This window comes from Azospirillum sp. P4_B5 (assembly GCF_056402275.1).
The window spans coordinates 32,311-47,661 of sequence record NZ_JBFUHT010000053.1 but is presented as its reverse complement, the minus strand read 5'-3'; the positions used below and the strand labels follow the sequence as shown (position 1 = coordinate 47,661).

At 68.3% G+C, this 15,351-nt stretch carries 14 protein-coding genes, 1 tRNA gene and 1 pseudogene; 11 read left to right on the top strand and 5 right to left on the bottom strand.

Annotated features, from left to right (window positions below):
* The first annotated feature begins 538 nt into the window (after positions 1 to 538).
* The 3 genes from acnB (at position 539) to AC1DVI_RS27935 (ending at position 3,777) form a co-directional block, all read left to right on the top strand.
* Positions 539 to 3,124 (top strand): bifunctional aconitate hydratase 2/2-methylisocitrate dehydratase, encoded by a 2,586-nt coding sequence (gene acnB, locus AC1DVI_RS27945; RefSeq protein WP_476960746.1) that lies wholly within the window; start codon positions 539 to 541, stop codon positions 3,122 to 3,124.
* Between the two features lie 103 nt (positions 3,125 to 3,227).
* Positions 3,228 to 3,467 (top strand): hypothetical protein, encoded by a 240-nt coding sequence (locus AC1DVI_RS27940; RefSeq protein ID WP_476960745.1) that lies wholly within the window; start codon positions 3,228 to 3,230, stop codon positions 3,465 to 3,467.
* Positions 3,448 to 3,777: a type II toxin-antitoxin system PemK/MazF family toxin gene (locus AC1DVI_RS27935; protein WP_476960744.1), complete on the top strand. Its 330-nt coding sequence runs from the start codon at positions 3,448 to 3,450 to the stop codon at positions 3,775 to 3,777. Before AC1DVI_RS27940 ends, AC1DVI_RS27935 begins: the two co-directional genes overlap by 20 nt.
* 75 nt (positions 3,778 to 3,852) lie before the next feature.
* On the opposite strand, the gene AC1DVI_RS27930 is transcribed toward AC1DVI_RS27935, so the two are convergent.
* Positions 3,853 to 4,629 (bottom strand): AraC family transcriptional regulator, encoded by a 777-nt coding sequence (locus AC1DVI_RS27930; RefSeq protein WP_476960743.1) that lies wholly within the window; start codon positions 4,627 to 4,629, stop codon positions 3,853 to 3,855.
* A 140-nt stretch (positions 4,630 to 4,769) separates the two neighbouring features.
* On the opposite strand from AC1DVI_RS27930, the gene AC1DVI_RS27925 reads away from it, so the two are divergent.
* The 4 genes from AC1DVI_RS27925 to AC1DVI_RS27910 all read left to right on the top strand — a co-directional run bounded on the left by AC1DVI_RS27925 (position 4,770) and on the right by AC1DVI_RS27910 (position 7,464).
* Entirely contained in the window at positions 4,770 to 5,975 is a 1,206-nt protein-coding gene (locus tag AC1DVI_RS27925; protein ID WP_476960742.1) for an MFS transporter, read from the top strand.
* A gap of 182 nt (positions 5,976 to 6,157) precedes the next feature.
* Positions 6,158 to 6,640: a flavodoxin FldA gene (fldA, locus tag AC1DVI_RS27920; RefSeq protein WP_476960741.1), complete on the top strand. Its 483-nt coding sequence runs from the start codon at positions 6,158 to 6,160 to the stop codon at positions 6,638 to 6,640.
* On the top strand, positions 6,619 to 7,050 hold the full coding sequence (locus AC1DVI_RS27915) for a DUF2023 family protein (RefSeq protein WP_476960740.1): 432 nt from the start codon (positions 6,619 to 6,621) through the stop codon (positions 7,048 to 7,050). Before fldA ends, AC1DVI_RS27915 begins: the two co-directional genes overlap by 22 nt.
* Before the next feature lie 123 nt (positions 7,051 to 7,173).
* On the top strand, positions 7,174 to 7,464 hold the full coding sequence (locus AC1DVI_RS27910) for a hypothetical protein (protein WP_476960739.1): 291 nt from the start codon (positions 7,174 to 7,176) through the stop codon (positions 7,462 to 7,464).
* A gap of 78 nt (positions 7,465 to 7,542) precedes the next feature.
* On the opposite strand, the gene rraA is transcribed toward AC1DVI_RS27910, so the two are convergent.
* Together rraA and AC1DVI_RS27900 are read right to left on the bottom strand one after the other, a co-directional pair.
* Positions 7,543 to 8,040, bottom strand: coding sequence for a ribonuclease E activity regulator RraA (rraA, locus tag AC1DVI_RS27905; RefSeq protein ID WP_476960738.1), 498 nt, complete (start codon positions 8,038 to 8,040; stop codon positions 7,543 to 7,545).
* 72 nt (positions 8,041 to 8,112) lie between these two features.
* Complete coding sequence (locus AC1DVI_RS27900; RefSeq protein ID WP_476960737.1) at positions 8,113 to 9,159, bottom strand: NUDIX hydrolase; 1,047 nt, start codon at positions 9,157 to 9,159, stop codon at positions 8,113 to 8,115.
* Positions 9,160 to 9,397: 238 nt separating this feature from the next.
* Between AC1DVI_RS27900 and AC1DVI_RS27895 the strand changes: the two genes are divergently transcribed.
* On the top strand, positions 9,398 to 10,051 hold the full coding sequence (locus AC1DVI_RS27895) for a DUF47 domain-containing protein (protein ID WP_200527247.1): 654 nt from the start codon (positions 9,398 to 9,400) through the stop codon (positions 10,049 to 10,051).
* A pseudogene (locus tag AC1DVI_RS27890) lies at positions 9,996 to 10,859 on the top strand (inorganic phosphate transporter); the annotation flags it as partial. The gene AC1DVI_RS27895 and the pseudogene AC1DVI_RS27890, both read left to right, overlap by 56 nt.
* A 167-nt stretch (positions 10,860 to 11,026) precedes the next feature.
* Here the strand turns inward: AC1DVI_RS27890 and AC1DVI_RS27885 are convergent.
* Positions 11,027 to 11,101: transfer RNA gene (locus tag AC1DVI_RS27885), tRNA-Gly, on the bottom strand.
* Between the two features lie 376 nt (positions 11,102 to 11,477).
* Here AC1DVI_RS27885 and AC1DVI_RS27880 point away from each other — a divergent pair.
* Positions 11,478 to 14,531, top strand: a complete 3,054-nt coding sequence (locus AC1DVI_RS27880; RefSeq protein WP_476960736.1) for an ATP-binding protein — start codon at positions 11,478 to 11,480, stop codon at positions 14,529 to 14,531.
* Positions 14,532 to 14,547: 16 nt separating this feature from the next.
* On the opposite strand, the gene AC1DVI_RS27875 is transcribed toward AC1DVI_RS27880, so the two are convergent.
* The gene (locus tag AC1DVI_RS27875; RefSeq protein WP_476960735.1) at positions 14,548 to 14,856 is read right to left on the bottom strand and encodes a ribbon-helix-helix domain-containing protein; all 309 of its coding nucleotides are present in this window, start codon (positions 14,854 to 14,856) and stop codon (positions 14,548 to 14,550) included.
* 231 nt (positions 14,857 to 15,087) lie between these two features.
* Here AC1DVI_RS27875 and AC1DVI_RS27870 point away from each other — a divergent pair, with 231 nt between their 5' ends.
* A complete protein-coding gene (locus tag AC1DVI_RS27870) occupies positions 15,088 to 15,282 on the top strand; it encodes a hypothetical protein (protein ID WP_149167556.1) in 195 nt (64 codons plus the stop codon).
* The last annotated feature ends 69 nt before the right edge of the window (positions 15,283 to 15,351 follow it).

Below are 15,351 nucleotides of genomic sequence, written 5' to 3'. Positions count from 1 at the left end.
GCACCGCCGCGGGGGCGGCGGCGGGCAGCGGTTGCAGCGGCGCCAGCGCCAGAAGGACGCTGAGGAACCGGGCGGTGATCCGGTGTCGAAGGGACATGGAGCCTGAGGGCATGGAGCCTGCGCGGTGCCGTGGATGCCGGCCAGAACACCCTACATGCCCAATTGTTCACCATCAACCTCTTCGCCGGCGGGTTTGACATGGTGATGCGGCGGCCTGCGCAGAAACCCCACCGGGGCGTTCATTGCAAAAACCATGAGGAATTCAGGAAATCGCCACCCCTCCACAGGGCCGGCGGGAGCAAGTTGTAATACCACTTCTATGGCCGGGGCCTGAAAACGTGTCGCAGGCGGAGCGTTGACTTGACGACTCCCAAGGCGACGACGTAAGACATCTCCGTTCCGCGGAAGTTCCTTCCGGAATGGAAGGACCGGCGGCGTGGGAAGACGCCGCAAGGGCAAAAGCCGGGCCCGCGAGCGCGCCCCCCGGGGTCGGGGAATCGGACGACTGTTGAGCAACCTTGGATGAGAGGACCGCACCGTGCTTGAAGCTTACCGCCAGCATGTCGCTGAGCGTGCCGCGCTCGGAATTCCCGCCCTGCCGCTTTCGGCCAAGCAGACCGAGGAGCTGGTCGACCTTCTCCTGAACCCGCCGCAGGGCGAGGAAGCCTTCCTGGTCGATCTCATCACGCACCGCGTTCCGGCGGGCGTCGACGACGCCGCCAAGGTCAAGGCCGCCTTCCTGGCCTCGCTCGCCAAGGGCAACGAGACCTCGCCGCTGATCTCCAAGGTCAAGGCGACGGAGCTGCTGGGCACCATGCTCGGCGGCTTCAACATCAAGCCGCTGATCGACCTGCTGGGCGACGCCGAGTGCGGCGAGGCCGCCGCCGCCGGCCTGAAGACCACGCTGCTGATGTTCGACTACTTCCACGACGTCAAGGAGCTGGCCGACAAGGGCAACGCCAACGCCAAGGCGGTGATCCAGTCCTGGGCCGACGCGGAGTGGTTCACCAGCCGCCCGGCCGTCCCGGAAAGCCTGACGCTGACCATCTTCAAGGTGTCGGGCGAGACCAACACCGACGACCTGTCGCCGGCCCCGGACGCCTGGTCGCGCCCGGACATCCCGCTGCACGCCCTGGCCATGCTGAAGAACCCGCGCCCCGGCATCGTGCCGGAGGAAGCTGGCGTTCGCGGCCCGATCAAGCAGCTTGAGGATCTGAAGGCCAAGGGCAACCTGGTCGCCTATGTCGGCGACGTGGTCGGCACCGGCTCCTCGCGCAAGTCGGCCACCAACTCGGTGCTGTGGTGGACGGGCGAGGACATCCCCTACGTCCCGAACAAGCGTTTCGGCGGCGTCTGCCTGGGCTCCAAGATCGCCCCGATCTTCTACAACACGATGGAAGACGCCGGCGCCCTGCCGATCGAACTCGACGTCTCGCAGATGGAGACGGGCGACACGGTCGAGCTGCGCCCCTACGAGGGCAAGGCCCTGAAGAACGGCGCGGTGATCGCCGAGTTCACCGTCAAGTCCGACGTGATCTTCGACGAGGTCCGTGCCGGCGGCCGCATCCCGCTGATCATCGGCCGCGGCCTGACCGCCCGTGCGCGTGAGGCGCTGGGCCTCGCCCCGTCGACCCTGTTCCGTCTGCCGTCCTCCCCGGTGGACAGCGGCAAGGGCTTCACGCTCGCCCAGAAGATGGTCGGCCGCGCGGTCGGCTTGGCCGAGGGCCAGGGCGTACGTCCGGGCACCTATTGCGAACCGAAGATGACCACGGTCGGCTCGCAGGACACCACCGGCCCGATGACCCGCGACGAGCTGAAGGATCTGGCCTGCCTCGGCTTCTCCGCCGATCTGGTGATGCAGTCCTTCTGCCACACCGCGGCCTATCCGAAGCTGGTGGACGTCAAGACCCACCGCGAGCTGCCGACCTTCATCTCGACCCGCGGCGGCGTCGCCCTGCGTCCGGGCGACGGCGTGATCCATTCCTGGCTGAACCGCCTGCTGATGCCCGACACCGTCGGCACCGGCGGCGACAGCCACACCCGCTTCCCCATCGGCATCAGCTTCCCCGCCGGCTCGGGCCTCGTCGCCTTCGCCGCGGCCACCGGCGTCATGCCGCTGGACATGCCGGAATCGGTGCTGGTCCGCTTCAAGGGCACGCTGCAGCCGGGCGTCACGCTGCGTGACCTCGTCAACGCGATCCCGCTCTACGCCATCCGCCAGGGCCTGCTGACGGTGGAGAAGAAGGGCAAGAAGAACATCTTCTCCGGCCGCATCCTGGAGATCGAGGGTCTGCCCGAGTTGAAGGTGGAGCAGGCGTTCGAACTGTCCGACGCCTCGGCCGAGCGCTCCGCCGCCGCCTGCACCGTCCGGCTCAACAAGGAGCCGATCATCGAGTACATGCGCTCCAACATCACCCTGATGAAGTGGATGATCGCCAACGGGTACGAGGATGCCCGGACGCTCGGCCGCCGCATCAAGGCGATGGAGGATTGGATCGCCAACCCGTCGCTGCTGGAGCCGGACGCCGACGCAGAGTACGCAGCGGTGATCGAGATCGATCTGGCCGACATCAAGGAGCCGATCGTCGCCTGCCCGAACGACCCGGACGACGTGAAGCTGCTGTCCGAGGTTGCCGGCGACAAGATCGACGAGGTCTTCATCGGCTCCTGCATGACCAACATCGGCCACTTCCGCGCCGCCGGCAAGATCCTGGACGGGAAGACCGACATCCCGACCCGCCTGTGGATCGCCCCGCCGACCAAGATGGACGCCCAGATCCTGACCGAGGAAGGCTATTACGGCGTTCTCGGCAAGTCGGGCGCCCGCATGGAGATGCCCGGCTGTTCGCTCTGCATGGGCAACCAGGCGCAGATCCGCAAGGGCTCGACGGCCATCTCGACCTCGACCCGCAACTTCCCGAACCGCCTGGGCATCGACACCCGCGTCTATCTCGGCTCCGCCGAGCTGTCGGCCGTCGCCGCCCTGCTGGGCAAGCTGCCGACCCCGGCCGAGTATCTGGAGCAGGTGAGCGTCATCAACCAGAAGGCCGGCGACATCTACCGCTACATGAACTTCGACCAGATCAAGGAGTTCCAGGACGTGGCCGACACGGTCGCCGCCTGATTTGCCTGCACCCTTTCCCCTCCCCTCGCGCAAGCGGGGGGAGGCCGGGAGGGGATATCCACAAACGGTAGCCGGCCGGCGATCCCTGCGGTAGACTGACTCCATGAGAGCCACCATCGACCGCATTGAAGCCGGCCGCCTGCTTCCTCCGGACGACCTCAAGCGCCTCGGCCTGTCTCCGCGGCGTCTGCTGCGTGTTGTCCTTGAGACCGTCGACGATGAGGACGACATCTCGATCACCGAGATGAACGCGAAGGGCGGCGCCTTCAACTATCTTGCCGACGAACCCGACCTCTACTCCGACGCTGATCTCATTGAACGCAATGAAGATTTCGTTCGGTGACGTGCTGCTTGCACGCTTTCCTTACACCGACTTGACCGGCGACAAGCGTCGCCCGGTTCTGGTGCTCTCCGCCAACAACGACGGAGAAGACATTGTTGTCTGTGCCATCACGTCACGCCCACACGCCGGTCCCTACGACATCCCGGTTGCCCCGACCGCTGACAATGGCCTCAAAAGCCTGTCGCGCGTTCAATTCGACAAGGTTGCGACGCTCGAACGCAGCATTGTCGCCGGCCGCCTCGGCAGGCTTCCGGAAGCGTTCATGAACGACCACAAGCCCCTTTTCTTCACGCTGTTCGGCTTCCGATAAGGGTAAGCACCCTTCCGGTGCGGCATGGCCTCGGCCAAAAGCCCACTCTTTCCAAACGCAACCGCTCTTTCCCAGTCAGCCAGCCCCCGCCAGATACGCCCTCGGCGACGCCCCCAGCGTCCGCTTGAACATCGTCGTGAAGGCCGCCGGGTTGTCGTAGCCGAGGTCCAGCGCGACCGTCGTCACCGGCACCCCCGCGACCAGTCGCGGCAGGGCGGACACCAGGCAGGCCTGCTGGCGCCATTCCACGAAGCTCAGCCCCGTCTCGCGCCGGAACAGCCGCGTGAAGTTGCGGCGGCTCATGCCCAGCCCGTCGCTCCACGCCTCGATCGTCGCCTGGATCGTCGGCTCCTGCAGGAATCGCCGGCAGCGCTCCGCCAGGGCGGCGTGGGCGGGAAAGGGCAGCGACAGCGGTTCCACCGGAAGCCGCCGCATCTCGTGCAGAAGCAACGCCATCACCGCGCCGTCGTGGCTGTCCGGATCGTAGTCCACCGGCACGTCGATCGCCCGCGCGATCAAGCTGCGGAAGAAGGGCGACAGCGCCACCACCTCGCAGCGGTCCGGCATGGTGTCGGCCAGCGCGGGGGCCAGATAGAGGCTCTGCGTTTTCACCATCCCGATCATGCGGACCTCGTGCGGAACGCCCGGCGGAATCCACAGCCCGCAATGGGGCGGCATCACCCAGCGCCCCTGGGCGGTGGACAGCAGCAGCGTCCCCGTCGCCCCGGACAGCAACTGGCCACGCCGGTGCGCGTGGGGCGCCAGCCGGGTGCCGTCCGCGTGATCCTGCCCCAGAGCGATCAGCGGGCTGGGCGACTCCTCGACCGTGTCGATGCGCAGGTTCCGGACCATGGCCCAGTCTCGTAAGAAATCGGCCTGACCGCGGTGGCAGGCCGTCGCGGCTCACCATAGGCTGTTGCCCCACACCAAGCAACGCGCGGCCCGCCGGCCAAGCGCCAAACCCGGCCAAGCGCCAAAAAAGGCTTCCTTCCGTGACCGACACCACCCTGTCCCGGCCCAAGGCCGGCGGGACGGCCCTGCCCGTCCTGGGGACGATCAGCGTCTGCCATCTGCTGAACGACCTGATCCAGTCCCTGCTGCCCGCGATCTACCCGATCCTGAAGGGCGGATTCGACCTCAGCTTCGCGCAGATCGGCCTGCTCACCCTGACCTACCAGATCACCGCCTCGCTGCTTCAGCCGATCATCGGGCTCGCCACCGACCGGCGGCCGGCGCCCTATTCGCTGACCATCGGCATGGGGGCCTCGCTGGTCGGACTGGTCACGCTGGCCTTCGCGCCGAATTACGCGGCGCTGCTGGTCGGGGCGACCCTGCTGGGCTTCGGCTCCTCGGTCTTCCACCCCGAGGCGTCGCGGATCGCCCGTCTGGCGTCCGGCGGAGCGCACGGGCTGGCGCAGTCGCTGTTCCAGGTGGGCGGCAACGCCGGGTCGGCGCTGGGGCCGCTGCTGGCCGCCTACATCATCCTGCCGCGCGGGCAGGAGAGCCTGTCCTGGTTCGCGCTCGCCGCTCTGGGCGGCATGGTGCTGCTGACCGGCATCGGGCGCTGGTACGCGCGCAGCGACCACGCCCGCCCGGTCCGCCGCGGCGCCGCGGTCCGTCACCCCGGCCTGTCCCGCGGGCAGGTCAACCGGGCGCTGGCTGTGCTGATGGTGCTGATCCTGTCCAAATACGTCTATCTGGCCTGCCTGACCAGCTACTACACCTTCTTCCTGATGGAGCGCTTCGCCATGGCGCCGGACTCGGCGCAGCTCTGCCTGTTCGTGTTCCTGGCGGCGGTGGCGGCGGGAACGATCATCGGCGGGCCGGTCGGCGACCGAATCGGGCGCAAGACGGTCATCTGGATCTCGATCCTCGGCATCCTGCCCTTCACGCTGCTGCTGCCCCATGTCGGGCTGACGGCGACGGTCGCGCTCAGCGCGGTGATCGGATTGGCCCTGGCCTCGGCTTTCCCGGCCATCATCGTCTACGCGCAGGAGTTGATGCCGGGCCGCGTCGGCATGGTCTCCGGCCTGTTCTTCGGTCTGGCCTTCGGGATCGGGGGCATGGCCGCCGCCGGGCTCGGCGTCCTGGCCGACTGGAAGGGCATCGGCTTTGTCTTCCAGGCCTGCTCGGTCGTTCCCCTGCTCGGCCTGTTCGCCGCGCTGCTGCCCAACGTGTCCCCGCACAAGGACTCCTGAAGCGCCCGAGAGCCGCGCCGCCCCCACGGCGCGGCCTCCCCTTCGCGACATTCCCACAAATCCGTCATGGTCATGTTGCAAATGCGAGTCATTCTTATTATCATTCTATGCAGGCCGGACGTTCTCGTCTTTGCTTGCCGGCCCTGATCCGATTGGCCCACAGGATTGCCCAGAGAGAGACCATGAACGTCACGATCATCTATGGCTCCGACGGCGGCGCGACCAAGTCGGTCGCCTCGCGCATCGCAAAGAAGATTCAGGGAAGGACCGTCGACATCGCCCGTGCCTCCGCTGCGGATTTCGAGAATTGCGACCTGCTGATCCTCGGCGCGCCGACCTATGGCGTGGGCGATCTGCAATGCGACTGGGAGGCCAACTTCGGCACGCTGAAGGCGGCCAACCTCAACGGCAAGAAGGTCGCCCTGTTCGGCACAGGCGATCAGGTAACCTACCCGGAGTCCTTCGTGGACGCCATGGGCACGCTCTACGATCAGGTGGTGGCGCAGGGCGGGATCGTCGTCGGCTTCACCGACACCGCCGGTTACGAGCATTCGGGCTCCACCGCCGAGCGCGACGGGCGGTTCGTCGGACTGGCGCTCGATCCGGACAACCAGTCCTCCCAAACCGACAAACGGATCACCGCATGGATCAGCCAGCTGGCGTGATGCCCCATGATGGGTTGGCCCATGATGGGTTGGCCATGCCCGTCCACCTGCTCGGTCACCATCTGTACGAGTACAGCAAGGGCGTCCGGCCCATGGTCATGATGACGCTCAGCACGCGGGACGCCGACACGGTGACCCGCAAGCTGGCGGAGCGGTTCGTCGACTACCACGTCCAGACGGTGACCGAGGCCAAGGTCAACGTCTTCTTCGGCAACCCGTCCTGCGTCGCGATGGTGCGCAGCGTGGTGCGCAAGCCGCTGAACCAATTGACCCCGGAGGAGGACTTCATCCTCGGCACGCTGCTCGGCTACGACCGCGAACAGCAGTGCCGGCGCTTTCTGGCCATGGCCCAGGCCGGAAAGGTGGGGGCCGGAAGGAAGGGGGCCGGGCGGGACGGGGCGGTGTCCTGATCCATCCGTCAGGGCACCGCCTCCACCATCCGGAAAAAGGTCGTTTCGGCCTCGACAGGCCGGGCCGCCGTCGTCCAGACTGCCTCCCCAAATAGAATGGAAAACAACCAAAGGGAGGCAGGGATGGCGGCGGCTCCGTCCGGGATGGTGTTCGAGAATCCCACGAACGGCCAGCGGGAGGCGGTGACCAACCGCGAGATCCTCTGGGCCTTTCTGCTCGGCCCGGTCTATTTCGCGAAAAAGGCGGAATGGCTGCACGCCGCGATTCATGCGGCGCTGATCCTCATCTCCATCCCGTTGTGGCCGACCGGCGTTCTGATGACTTTGGGCGTCTGGGTCGGCTACGCCTGCGCGGCGCCGACGATCCTGGAATACCGGTACCAGAAGATGGGGTGGGAGAAGGTCGCGGGCTGAGGTGTGAGGGGGCGCCGTCGTTGGCACCCCCACCCAACCCTCCCCCGCGTGGCGGGGGAGGGCTTTAGAACGGCCGGGTCAGGCGGTCGCGCCGAACTCCTCGGGCGTCAGCACCAGCACGCCGTCCTCGTCGGCGAAGACCAGATCGCCGGGGTTGATGCGGATGCCGGCCAAGGTCACCGGCAGATCCTTCTGGCCCTCGCCGTTGCGGACGGTCTTGCGCGGGATCGCCGCCAGCGCCTTGATGCCCAGGTCCAGCGTGGCGAGCACGGCGGCGTCGCGGACGCAGCCGTGGATGACCACGCCCTCCCAACCGTTCTTCACCGCGTCCTTGGCGATCAGGTCGCCCATCAGGGCGGCGCGCAGGCCGCCGCCGCCGTCCACCACCAGCACCTTGCCCCGACCCGGCGTGCCCAGCGTCTCCTTGACGCGGGAATTGTCCTCGAAGCACTTTACGGTCACCGCCGCACCGCTGAATTTGCAACGCCCGCCGAAGTCGCGGAAGACAGGGTCGGCGACGCGGGCGGTCTTCTCGAACCGGTCGTAGAGGTCGCAGGTGCTGTCGAAGTCGGTCATGCGCGTTCGCTCCCCTTCATGGGCTTTGGTGGCCTTGGCTTTGACAGCAGGATACCCCCAGATCGGCGATGGTCAATCCTCCGGGGAGGCGATGGCGCCCGTGCTCGTGCGTTCCAGGATGGCGCTGCGGCGGAAGCGATAGAGTTCGGCGGGGCGCCCACCGGTCTGGCTCTCATACTGGCCGGTCGGCTCCACCAGCCCCCCGGAGATCATCAGGCGCCGGAAATTCTGCTTGTGCAGCCGCTCGCCGGACAGCGCCTCCACCACCTGCTGAAGCTGGTGCAGGGTGAAGGTCGGGGGCAACAGCTCGAACACGATGGGGCGGTATTTCAGCTTGCCACGCAGACGTTCCAGCGCCGTCGCCAGGACGCGGCGGCCGTCGCGGGCCATCGGGCGGCCCAGCGCGCGCGGCATCTCCAGCCGCACCGTCCGCTCCTCCACCCCCGCCCGGCGGGCCAAGTCGTGGTCGCGGAACGCCTCCACCACCAGCCCGGCCTCGTAGAGAAGCTCGTAGCGTTCCAGCACCCGTTCGGAATCCCAGTCTCCGCCGTCCAGGGCGAAGGCCATGCGGGCGCGCTCGCCGCGGCGGGCGCGGGCGGGCTCGTCCGGCGCCGCGGCGACCCAGCGGGCCAGCGCCGGACGGATCACCGAATCAAGCAGCGCCGGCGGCGAATCGCGCCAGTCCTCCCAGGGGAAGAACTCGTACAGGCCGCGCCATTCCGCGCCGTCGATGCGCAGCGGCGCCTCGCGCAGCAAGGCCAGATAGCCGACCACCAGCGAGCGCGGGCCGCCGAACAACTCGTGCGGGTCGCGGTAGCGGTCGCCGAAGCTGTAGAGCTGCTCCACATAGCGCAGGGTCAGCCCGGCCGCGTCCTCCGCCACCGCGCGCAGGCCGTCCTGAAGGGTGCGGAAGCGCTCGGGATCGAAGGGCGCGCCCGGCAGGGCGTCGCGGTGGGGCGGCGGCTCGTCGCCACGGCGGTGCGATTCGGGGATCTCGAAGCCGCTGCGCACGGTCACCACGCGCGGCTCGGCGCCGTTCGCCGAGGACACGCCCACCGAAACGATGGCCGCCGTCAGGCCGATCTGTGTTTCCGTGCCGATCTGCGTTTCCCCTGCCACGCGCCACCCGCCTCCCCGCTGCCGATCCGTCGGCGGCAGGATAAGCGGCCCGCCGCGGCAAATCACCGGTCTTTCCGCCGGGCACCCCCGTGAAATCTCGCCGCAAGCCGGTCCGGCATGACACTTTTGTGACTCCCCACAAGCGCCGGGGATGTTACACCAGCCGCGACGCTGAGGCTCGCGCGCGTCCGTGCGGGGTCCCCAGCGGTGCAGGCCGGCGTTAGTTGGAGAACCACGCATGCTGAATTTGTTCCGGGCCCTGATGCCGCGCGAAGAACGGTTTTTCGACCTGTTCGCCGACCATGCCCGGACCGTCGCCACGGGCGCCGAGGCGCTGCGGGCGATGATGGCCAGCGGCCAGGACCTGGAGGAGCGGTTCCAGACCATCCGCCGGGTCGAGAGCGAGGCCGACGCCATCGAGAAGGACATCCAGCTCGCCGTCCACCGCAGCTTCATCGTGCCCTTCGACCGTTCGGACATCCAGGAACTCGGCAAGCGGATGGACGACGTCCTCAACCTCATCGAGGAGACCGCGCGTCACCTCGTGGAGGCGGGCTTCACCGACTACACGCCGGAAATGCACGCCCAGGCCGATGCCATCGTGCGCTGCACCAATCGGCTGAGCGCGGGCATCCCCCTGCTCCGCGACATTCCCAAACACGTCGAGCAACTCCACGCGATGACCGCCGAGGTCTCACGGATCGAGAGCGAAGGCGACCGGCTCCTGCGCGAGGCCAATCACCGGCTGCGCGACGAGAGCGGCGGGCTCGACGCCCCCATCACCCATCGCCACGCCCTTCAACGCGAGATCATCGAGCTGCTGGAACGCGTGCTCGATGCCTGCGAGGACGTGGCCGACACCATCGACGGCATCATCGTCGAACAGGTCTGATCCCATGGAAGCCGCTACCCTCGCCCTGCCCATCCTCATCGGGCTGATCGGCGTCGCCCTCCTCTTCGATTTCCTCAACGGGCTGCACGACGCGGCCAACTCCATCGCAACGGTCGTCTCCACCCGCGTGCTGTCGCCGCGGACCGCCGTCGCCATGGCCGCCTTCTTCAACTTCATCGCCTTCCTGTTCTTCGGGCTGCATGTGGCGACCACCATCGGCACCGGCATCGTCGGGGCGGGGGTGGTGGACCCGCATGTCATCTTCGGCGCGCTGATGGGCGCCATCGTCTGGAACGTCTTCACCTGGTGGCTGGGCATCCCGTCCAGCTCCTCCCACGCGCTGATCGGCGGCCTCGTCGGGGCCGGCGTGGCGAAAGCGGGGCTGGACGCCGTGGTGGTGTCCGGTCTGGCCAAGACCGCCGCGGCCATCGTCGTCTCGCCGGTGGTCGGCTTCCTGCTGGCCAGCGTGATGATCGTGACGGTGTCCTGGCTGTTCCGGCGCACCACCCCCTTCGCGGTCGACCGGCTGTTCCGCCACCTGCAGATCGGCTCCGCCGCGCTCTACAGCCTGGGGCACGGCGGCAACGACGCGCAGAAGACCATGGGCATCATCGCCGTCCTGCTCTATTCGCAGGGCATGCTGGGGCCGACCTTCTATGTGCCCTTCTGGGTGGTCATCACCTGCCAGGCCGCGATGGGGCTGGGCACGCTGTTCGGCGGCTGGCGCATCGTCAAGACCATGGGGTCCAAGCTGACCGACCTGAAGCCGGTCCAGGGCTCCTGCGCGGAGACGGGCGGGGCGATCACCCTGTTCGTCGCGACGTGGCTCGGCGTGCCGGTCAGCACGACCCACACGATGGCCGGAACACGGCACGGCGGGCCGAACGGCCCGCCACCCGCCGGCCCGGCCGCAAACTCCGAAACGCGAAAAGGGCGGCCCGAGGCCGCCCTTTTTCGTACCCTCCGCGCTGAAAATGGAGCGGGCGAAGGGATTCGAACCCTCGACCCCAACCTTGGCAAGGTTGTGCTCTACCCCTGAGCTACGCCCGCGCCGCTCCAGCGGAGGAGCGCCCGTATACGCCCCGGCGACGGCCAAGGCAAGCCTTATTTTTCACAACCGCCTCAACCCGTGCGGCGACCCAGGGCAGGCACGGCAGGAATGCAGGCCGGGACACGCCGCCGCTTGCCGATTGCACGAGGAAACATACCAACATATGTTAGGCTGAGGCTGTCGGAGTGAAATTATCCATCTCTTGTTTTGAATGTCTGCGCATTCGAAATTGTTTCCTCTAACATGCCGATGACGCTCCGCAGGGGGGCTTCGATGGCCGGAACGGACATGGACTTGGGCGAATCGCAATCGATGCCCACGCCGTCACCTCGGGGGGCGCCTCAGGAGGCGCCTCAGGAGGCGTCGTGCCGACCCATGCCCGCCGCCGACCCACCGGATGGCGGACCGGCCCGGCGCAACAGCGCGGAACGCAAGGTCGTGAGCGTGCTGTTCGCCGACATCGTCGAATCCTCCAGCATGGTGTCGGGCCGCGACCCGGAGGAGGCCGACCAGACCCTTCTCACCATCCTGCAAATCCTGACCGATGCGGTGGAACGCTACGGCGGCACGGTGGCCCAGGTTCTGGGCGACGGCATCATGGCGGTGTTCGGCGCCCCCTCCGCTCAGGAGGACCACGCGCTGCGCGCCTGCCTCGCCGCGCAGGACATCGCCCGCTCGGCCATCGATTCGGACGAGTTCAAGATGCGGATCGGCATCAGCTCCGGCGAGGTGGTCGCCCAGATCATCGAGACCGGCGTCTGGACCGACTACCGCACGGTGGGCGAAACCGTGCATATCGCCGCCAAGCTGCAGCAACGGGCGCAACCCAACAGCGTGCTGCTGAGCCACGAGACGTTGGACCTCGTGCCGAAGGGCCTGACCGTTCGCCCGGCGGGAACGCTGCGCCTGTCCGCCACGGCGGAGCCGGTGACCGCCTTTGCCCTGGAGGCGGCGCGGGCGATGCGGCGCACGGCGATGGACCTGCTGTCCGCCGAAGGCACCCTGTTCGTGGGGCGGCAACCCGAACTGGCGGTGCTGACCGGCGCGCTGCGGCAGGCCGAGCGGGGACGCGGTGCCTGCGCCGTCCTGATCGGAGAGGCCGGCATCGGCAAATCCCGGCTGACCGGAGAGCTGATGCGCCGTCCGGAGGCGGCGGCCTTCACCATCTCCATCTGGCCGCAATTCCCGATCCGCCGCCTGGGCGACCCCGACGACCTGGAGGCGGCGGCCCGGTCCCTCGCCCTGTCGGTCTGTGGGGCCGTGGATGGCCCAACGCTGGATGGCCCAACGCTGGACGGCTCGGCGGTGGCGCGGCTGACCGCCGCCGCCGCGCGCAACGGTGGCGAATTGGCCGGCGAGGCGATGCGGGAATTGCTCGGCCAGCTTTCCGTCCACCCGCTGTGGCAGGGGCTCGACCCCGCCCAGAAGGCTGATTTCAGCGTCGAGGGGCTGGTCGCGGCGATCCGCGAGCTGTCCGTGGAGCGCCCGCTGCTGATCCTCGTCGAGGATGCGCACTGGACGCGCGGGCTGACCAACCGCCTGCTGGACGCCCTCGCCGAAGGGGTGGAGGACGCCCGCGTCCTCGTCCTGGTCACGTCACGGCCGGACACGCCGGGCGGCTGGACCGCGCCGGACTCGGTCCACGCCCTCGCGCTCGAACCGCTGGAGCCGCTGCAGGCCGACGAGTTCCTGGACCATTGGCTGGGCCACAGCCCGTCGCTGGCCGACCTGAAGGCGCGCGTCGCGGCGCAAAGCCAGGGCGTGCCGCTCTATCTGGAGGAATCGCTGCGCACGCTGGAGACGACCGGGGCCATCGTCGGCAGTCCGGGCCGCTACAGCCTGGGCAAGGCGGACGCAAGGATGGCCCTGCCGGCCACGGTGCACGGCTTGCTGGCCTCGCGGATCGACGCGCTGGAGCCCGGCCCGCGGCGGGTGCTGATGCACGCGGCGGTGATCGGCACCTCGGTCGATCTGGGCCTGCTGCGCGCGGTGTCTCCCATCTCCGCCGCCGAACTGCCGTCGGCTCTGGCCCGGCTGGAGCAGAGCGGCTTTTTCGCGCGCTCCCGCCTGCTGCCGAACCTGGAGCTGACCTTCCGCCATGCGCTGGTCCAGGAGGTCGCCTACGCCACCCTGACCAAGCGGGAGCGCCAGCCGCTGCACGGGCGCGTTTTGCATGCCCTGCGGCGGCGGTCCGACCGCAACCTGCCGAACCGGGCGGAGCTGATCGCCCATCACGCCTTCTACGCCGAGGATTGGCCGCTCGCCTGCGCCTATGGCCGCCGGGCCGGGCGCCGGGCGGAGATGCGCTGCAAGCATTTCGACGCCGGACGCTTCTACGAGCAAGCGTTGAAGGCTCTGGACCACATGCCCGACACCCGCCGCAACACCCAGCGGCGGATCGACCTGTGGGTCGGTATTCCCCTTGTCCTGCTGCCGCAGGGACGCCAGTTGGCCGGCGACCCGCTGGAGGAGGCGCGGGACATGGCGCTGGGCATCGACGACCGCATCCGCTACGCCCGCGCGACCTCGCTCAAGGCGTCCTTCCAGTGGGTCTACGGCGTGCTCGACGGAGCGATCGCGCTCAGCCGCAGCGCGCTCGACCATCTGGGCAACCAGGGGACGATGGAACTGCGCATCCAGGGGCTGATGCGGCTGGGCGGCATGCTGGTGGACAAGGGGCATTTCCCGGAAGCCCAGGAGAAGCTGGAGCAGGCACGCACCCTGGCGCTGGCCCATGCCCCGCGCGCGCGCTTCGGCCTGACCGCGGTGGCGGTCGCCATCACCGCCGCCTACCAGGGCCGCTGCCTCGCCGAACTGGGGCGCGACGACGAGGCCGTCCGGGTGATGCACCACGCGCTCGACATCGCGGAAGAGGTCGGGCACGCCTTCTCCGTGTCGTCGGTGAAGGTCCATCTGGCGCTGGTCCACATCATCGGCGAGCGCTTCGCCGAGGCCCTGCCTCTGCTGAAGGACGCCGTGACGATCACCGAGGCGACGCGCCTGCACATCTTCCAGCCGATCACGCTGGGCGCGCTGGGCTACGCCATCGCCCGCACCGGCGGTGCCGCGGAGGGTGCACGGCTGCTGAACGCCAGCCTGGAGCAGGCGCACATTCTGAATCACTCGCTGCCCAGGCCGCGGATTCTGAACTGGATGTCCGATCTGGCTCTGGAAACGGCACAGCACGACACCGCGATCGGCTGCGCCGCCAACGCGCTGGGCATCGCGACGGATGCCGGACAACTGTCCGAGCAGGGCTGGTCGCACTTCGCGCTGGCCCAGGCCTTCACCGCCACCGGCCAGCACCGCGAAGCCATGGAACATCTGGCGGCTGCCGAGACAATGAGCCGCCAACTGTCCATGTTGCCGCTCGCCGACCGCTGCCGGGCCTTCCGCCGCTGCCTCGCCGCGTCCGACCTGAACCGGTGAACGCCCCGCCGGAGCGTCAGGCGACCAGCGTGGTGCTGCCCGCGGCGGTGCGGCGGAAATGGTCCAGCACATAGACCCGGACGCTGGTGGCGAAGGGAATTCCCTCCGTCCGGCCGTCGTGGATGTCGGCGCACAGCGCCTCCAGCGACTTGCCCTGGGACTTGGCGATGTCCTTCAGCCCGTCCCAGATCGTCGCCTCCAGCCGCAGGCTGGCGCGGCGCCCCCCGATCGTCAGCGAGCGAGTCACCACGGCGGGCGGGGCTGCGAGCGAGCTGAGGTCGGCCATCTCGTCAAGGCTGCGGGGAATGCGGCGGTCCAACTTCATCGGTACGCTCCTGTCTCGGCTGGCCGGTTCTCGGCTTGGCGAATTTTTCCCGGGTCACCGGAATTTTTCCGGGACTAAACATACGCGTGTGCGTGTGTAAGCGATTTTTACCCGGGCACGGGGCGTCCGGCATGTGAAGTTCTTCACAGTCCGGACGGGGCGTTCCAGCCAAGGTTTCGACATACCGCAGTATTCGCGGTTTTTCGAAACCCACGCCCAGGAGCTGTTCCCATGACCGCCATCATCGACCAGACCGCCCTCATCCGTGGTGCCGACGGCCGTCTCTTCGCCGTGACCGCCCAGGGCGTGACCGAGGTTGCCGAGCAGACCACCGCACTGACCGCCGCCGCCCGCATCGGCGACCGCCGCGCCTTCAACAGCGACGACCACGAGGCCGCCCGCCACGCGATCACCCCGGGCCTCTGATCGGCGGGGCGAACCTGCAGGGCCCGCTGATCGGGCCTGTTCTACGGGCCGTGGCGGCCGGCGTTTTCC

Excerpts from the sequence above, each read along its gene's own strand:
- AC1DVI_RS27875 (WP_476960735.1), bottom strand. The coding sequence starts at position 14,856 with ATGAAGTTGGACCGCCGCATTCCCCGCAGCCTTGACGAGATGGCCGAC.
- AC1DVI_RS27910 (WP_476960739.1), top strand. The coding sequence starts at position 7,174 with ATGGCGGCGGCTCCGTCCGGGATGGTGTTCGAGAATCCCACGAACGGC.
- AC1DVI_RS27930 (WP_476960743.1), bottom strand. The coding sequence starts at position 4,629 with ATGGTCCGGAACCTGCGCATCGACACGGTCGAGGAGTCGCCCAGCCCG.
- AC1DVI_RS27870 (WP_149167556.1), top strand. The coding sequence starts at position 15,088 with ATGACCGCCATCATCGACCAGACCGCCCTCATCCGTGGTGCCGACGGC.
- AC1DVI_RS27915 (WP_476960740.1), top strand. The coding sequence starts at position 6,619 with ATGGATCAGCCAGCTGGCGTGATGCCCCATGATGGGTTGGCCCATGAT.
- fldA (WP_476960741.1), top strand. The coding sequence starts at position 6,158 with ATGAACGTCACGATCATCTATGGCTCCGACGGCGGCGCGACCAAGTCG.
- AC1DVI_RS27935 (WP_476960744.1), top strand. The coding sequence starts at position 3,448 with ATGAAGATTTCGTTCGGTGACGTGCTGCTTGCACGCTTTCCTTACACC.
- AC1DVI_RS27895 (WP_200527247.1), top strand. The coding sequence starts at position 9,398 with ATGCTGAATTTGTTCCGGGCCCTGATGCCGCGCGAAGAACGGTTTTTC.
- AC1DVI_RS27880 (WP_476960736.1), top strand. The coding sequence starts at position 11,478 with ATGCCCGCCGCCGACCCACCGGATGGCGGACCGGCCCGGCGCAACAGC.
- rraA (WP_476960738.1), bottom strand. The coding sequence starts at position 8,040 with ATGACCGACTTCGACAGCACCTGCGACCTCTACGACCGGTTCGAGAAG.
- AC1DVI_RS27940 (WP_476960745.1), top strand. The coding sequence starts at position 3,228 with ATGAGAGCCACCATCGACCGCATTGAAGCCGGCCGCCTGCTTCCTCCG.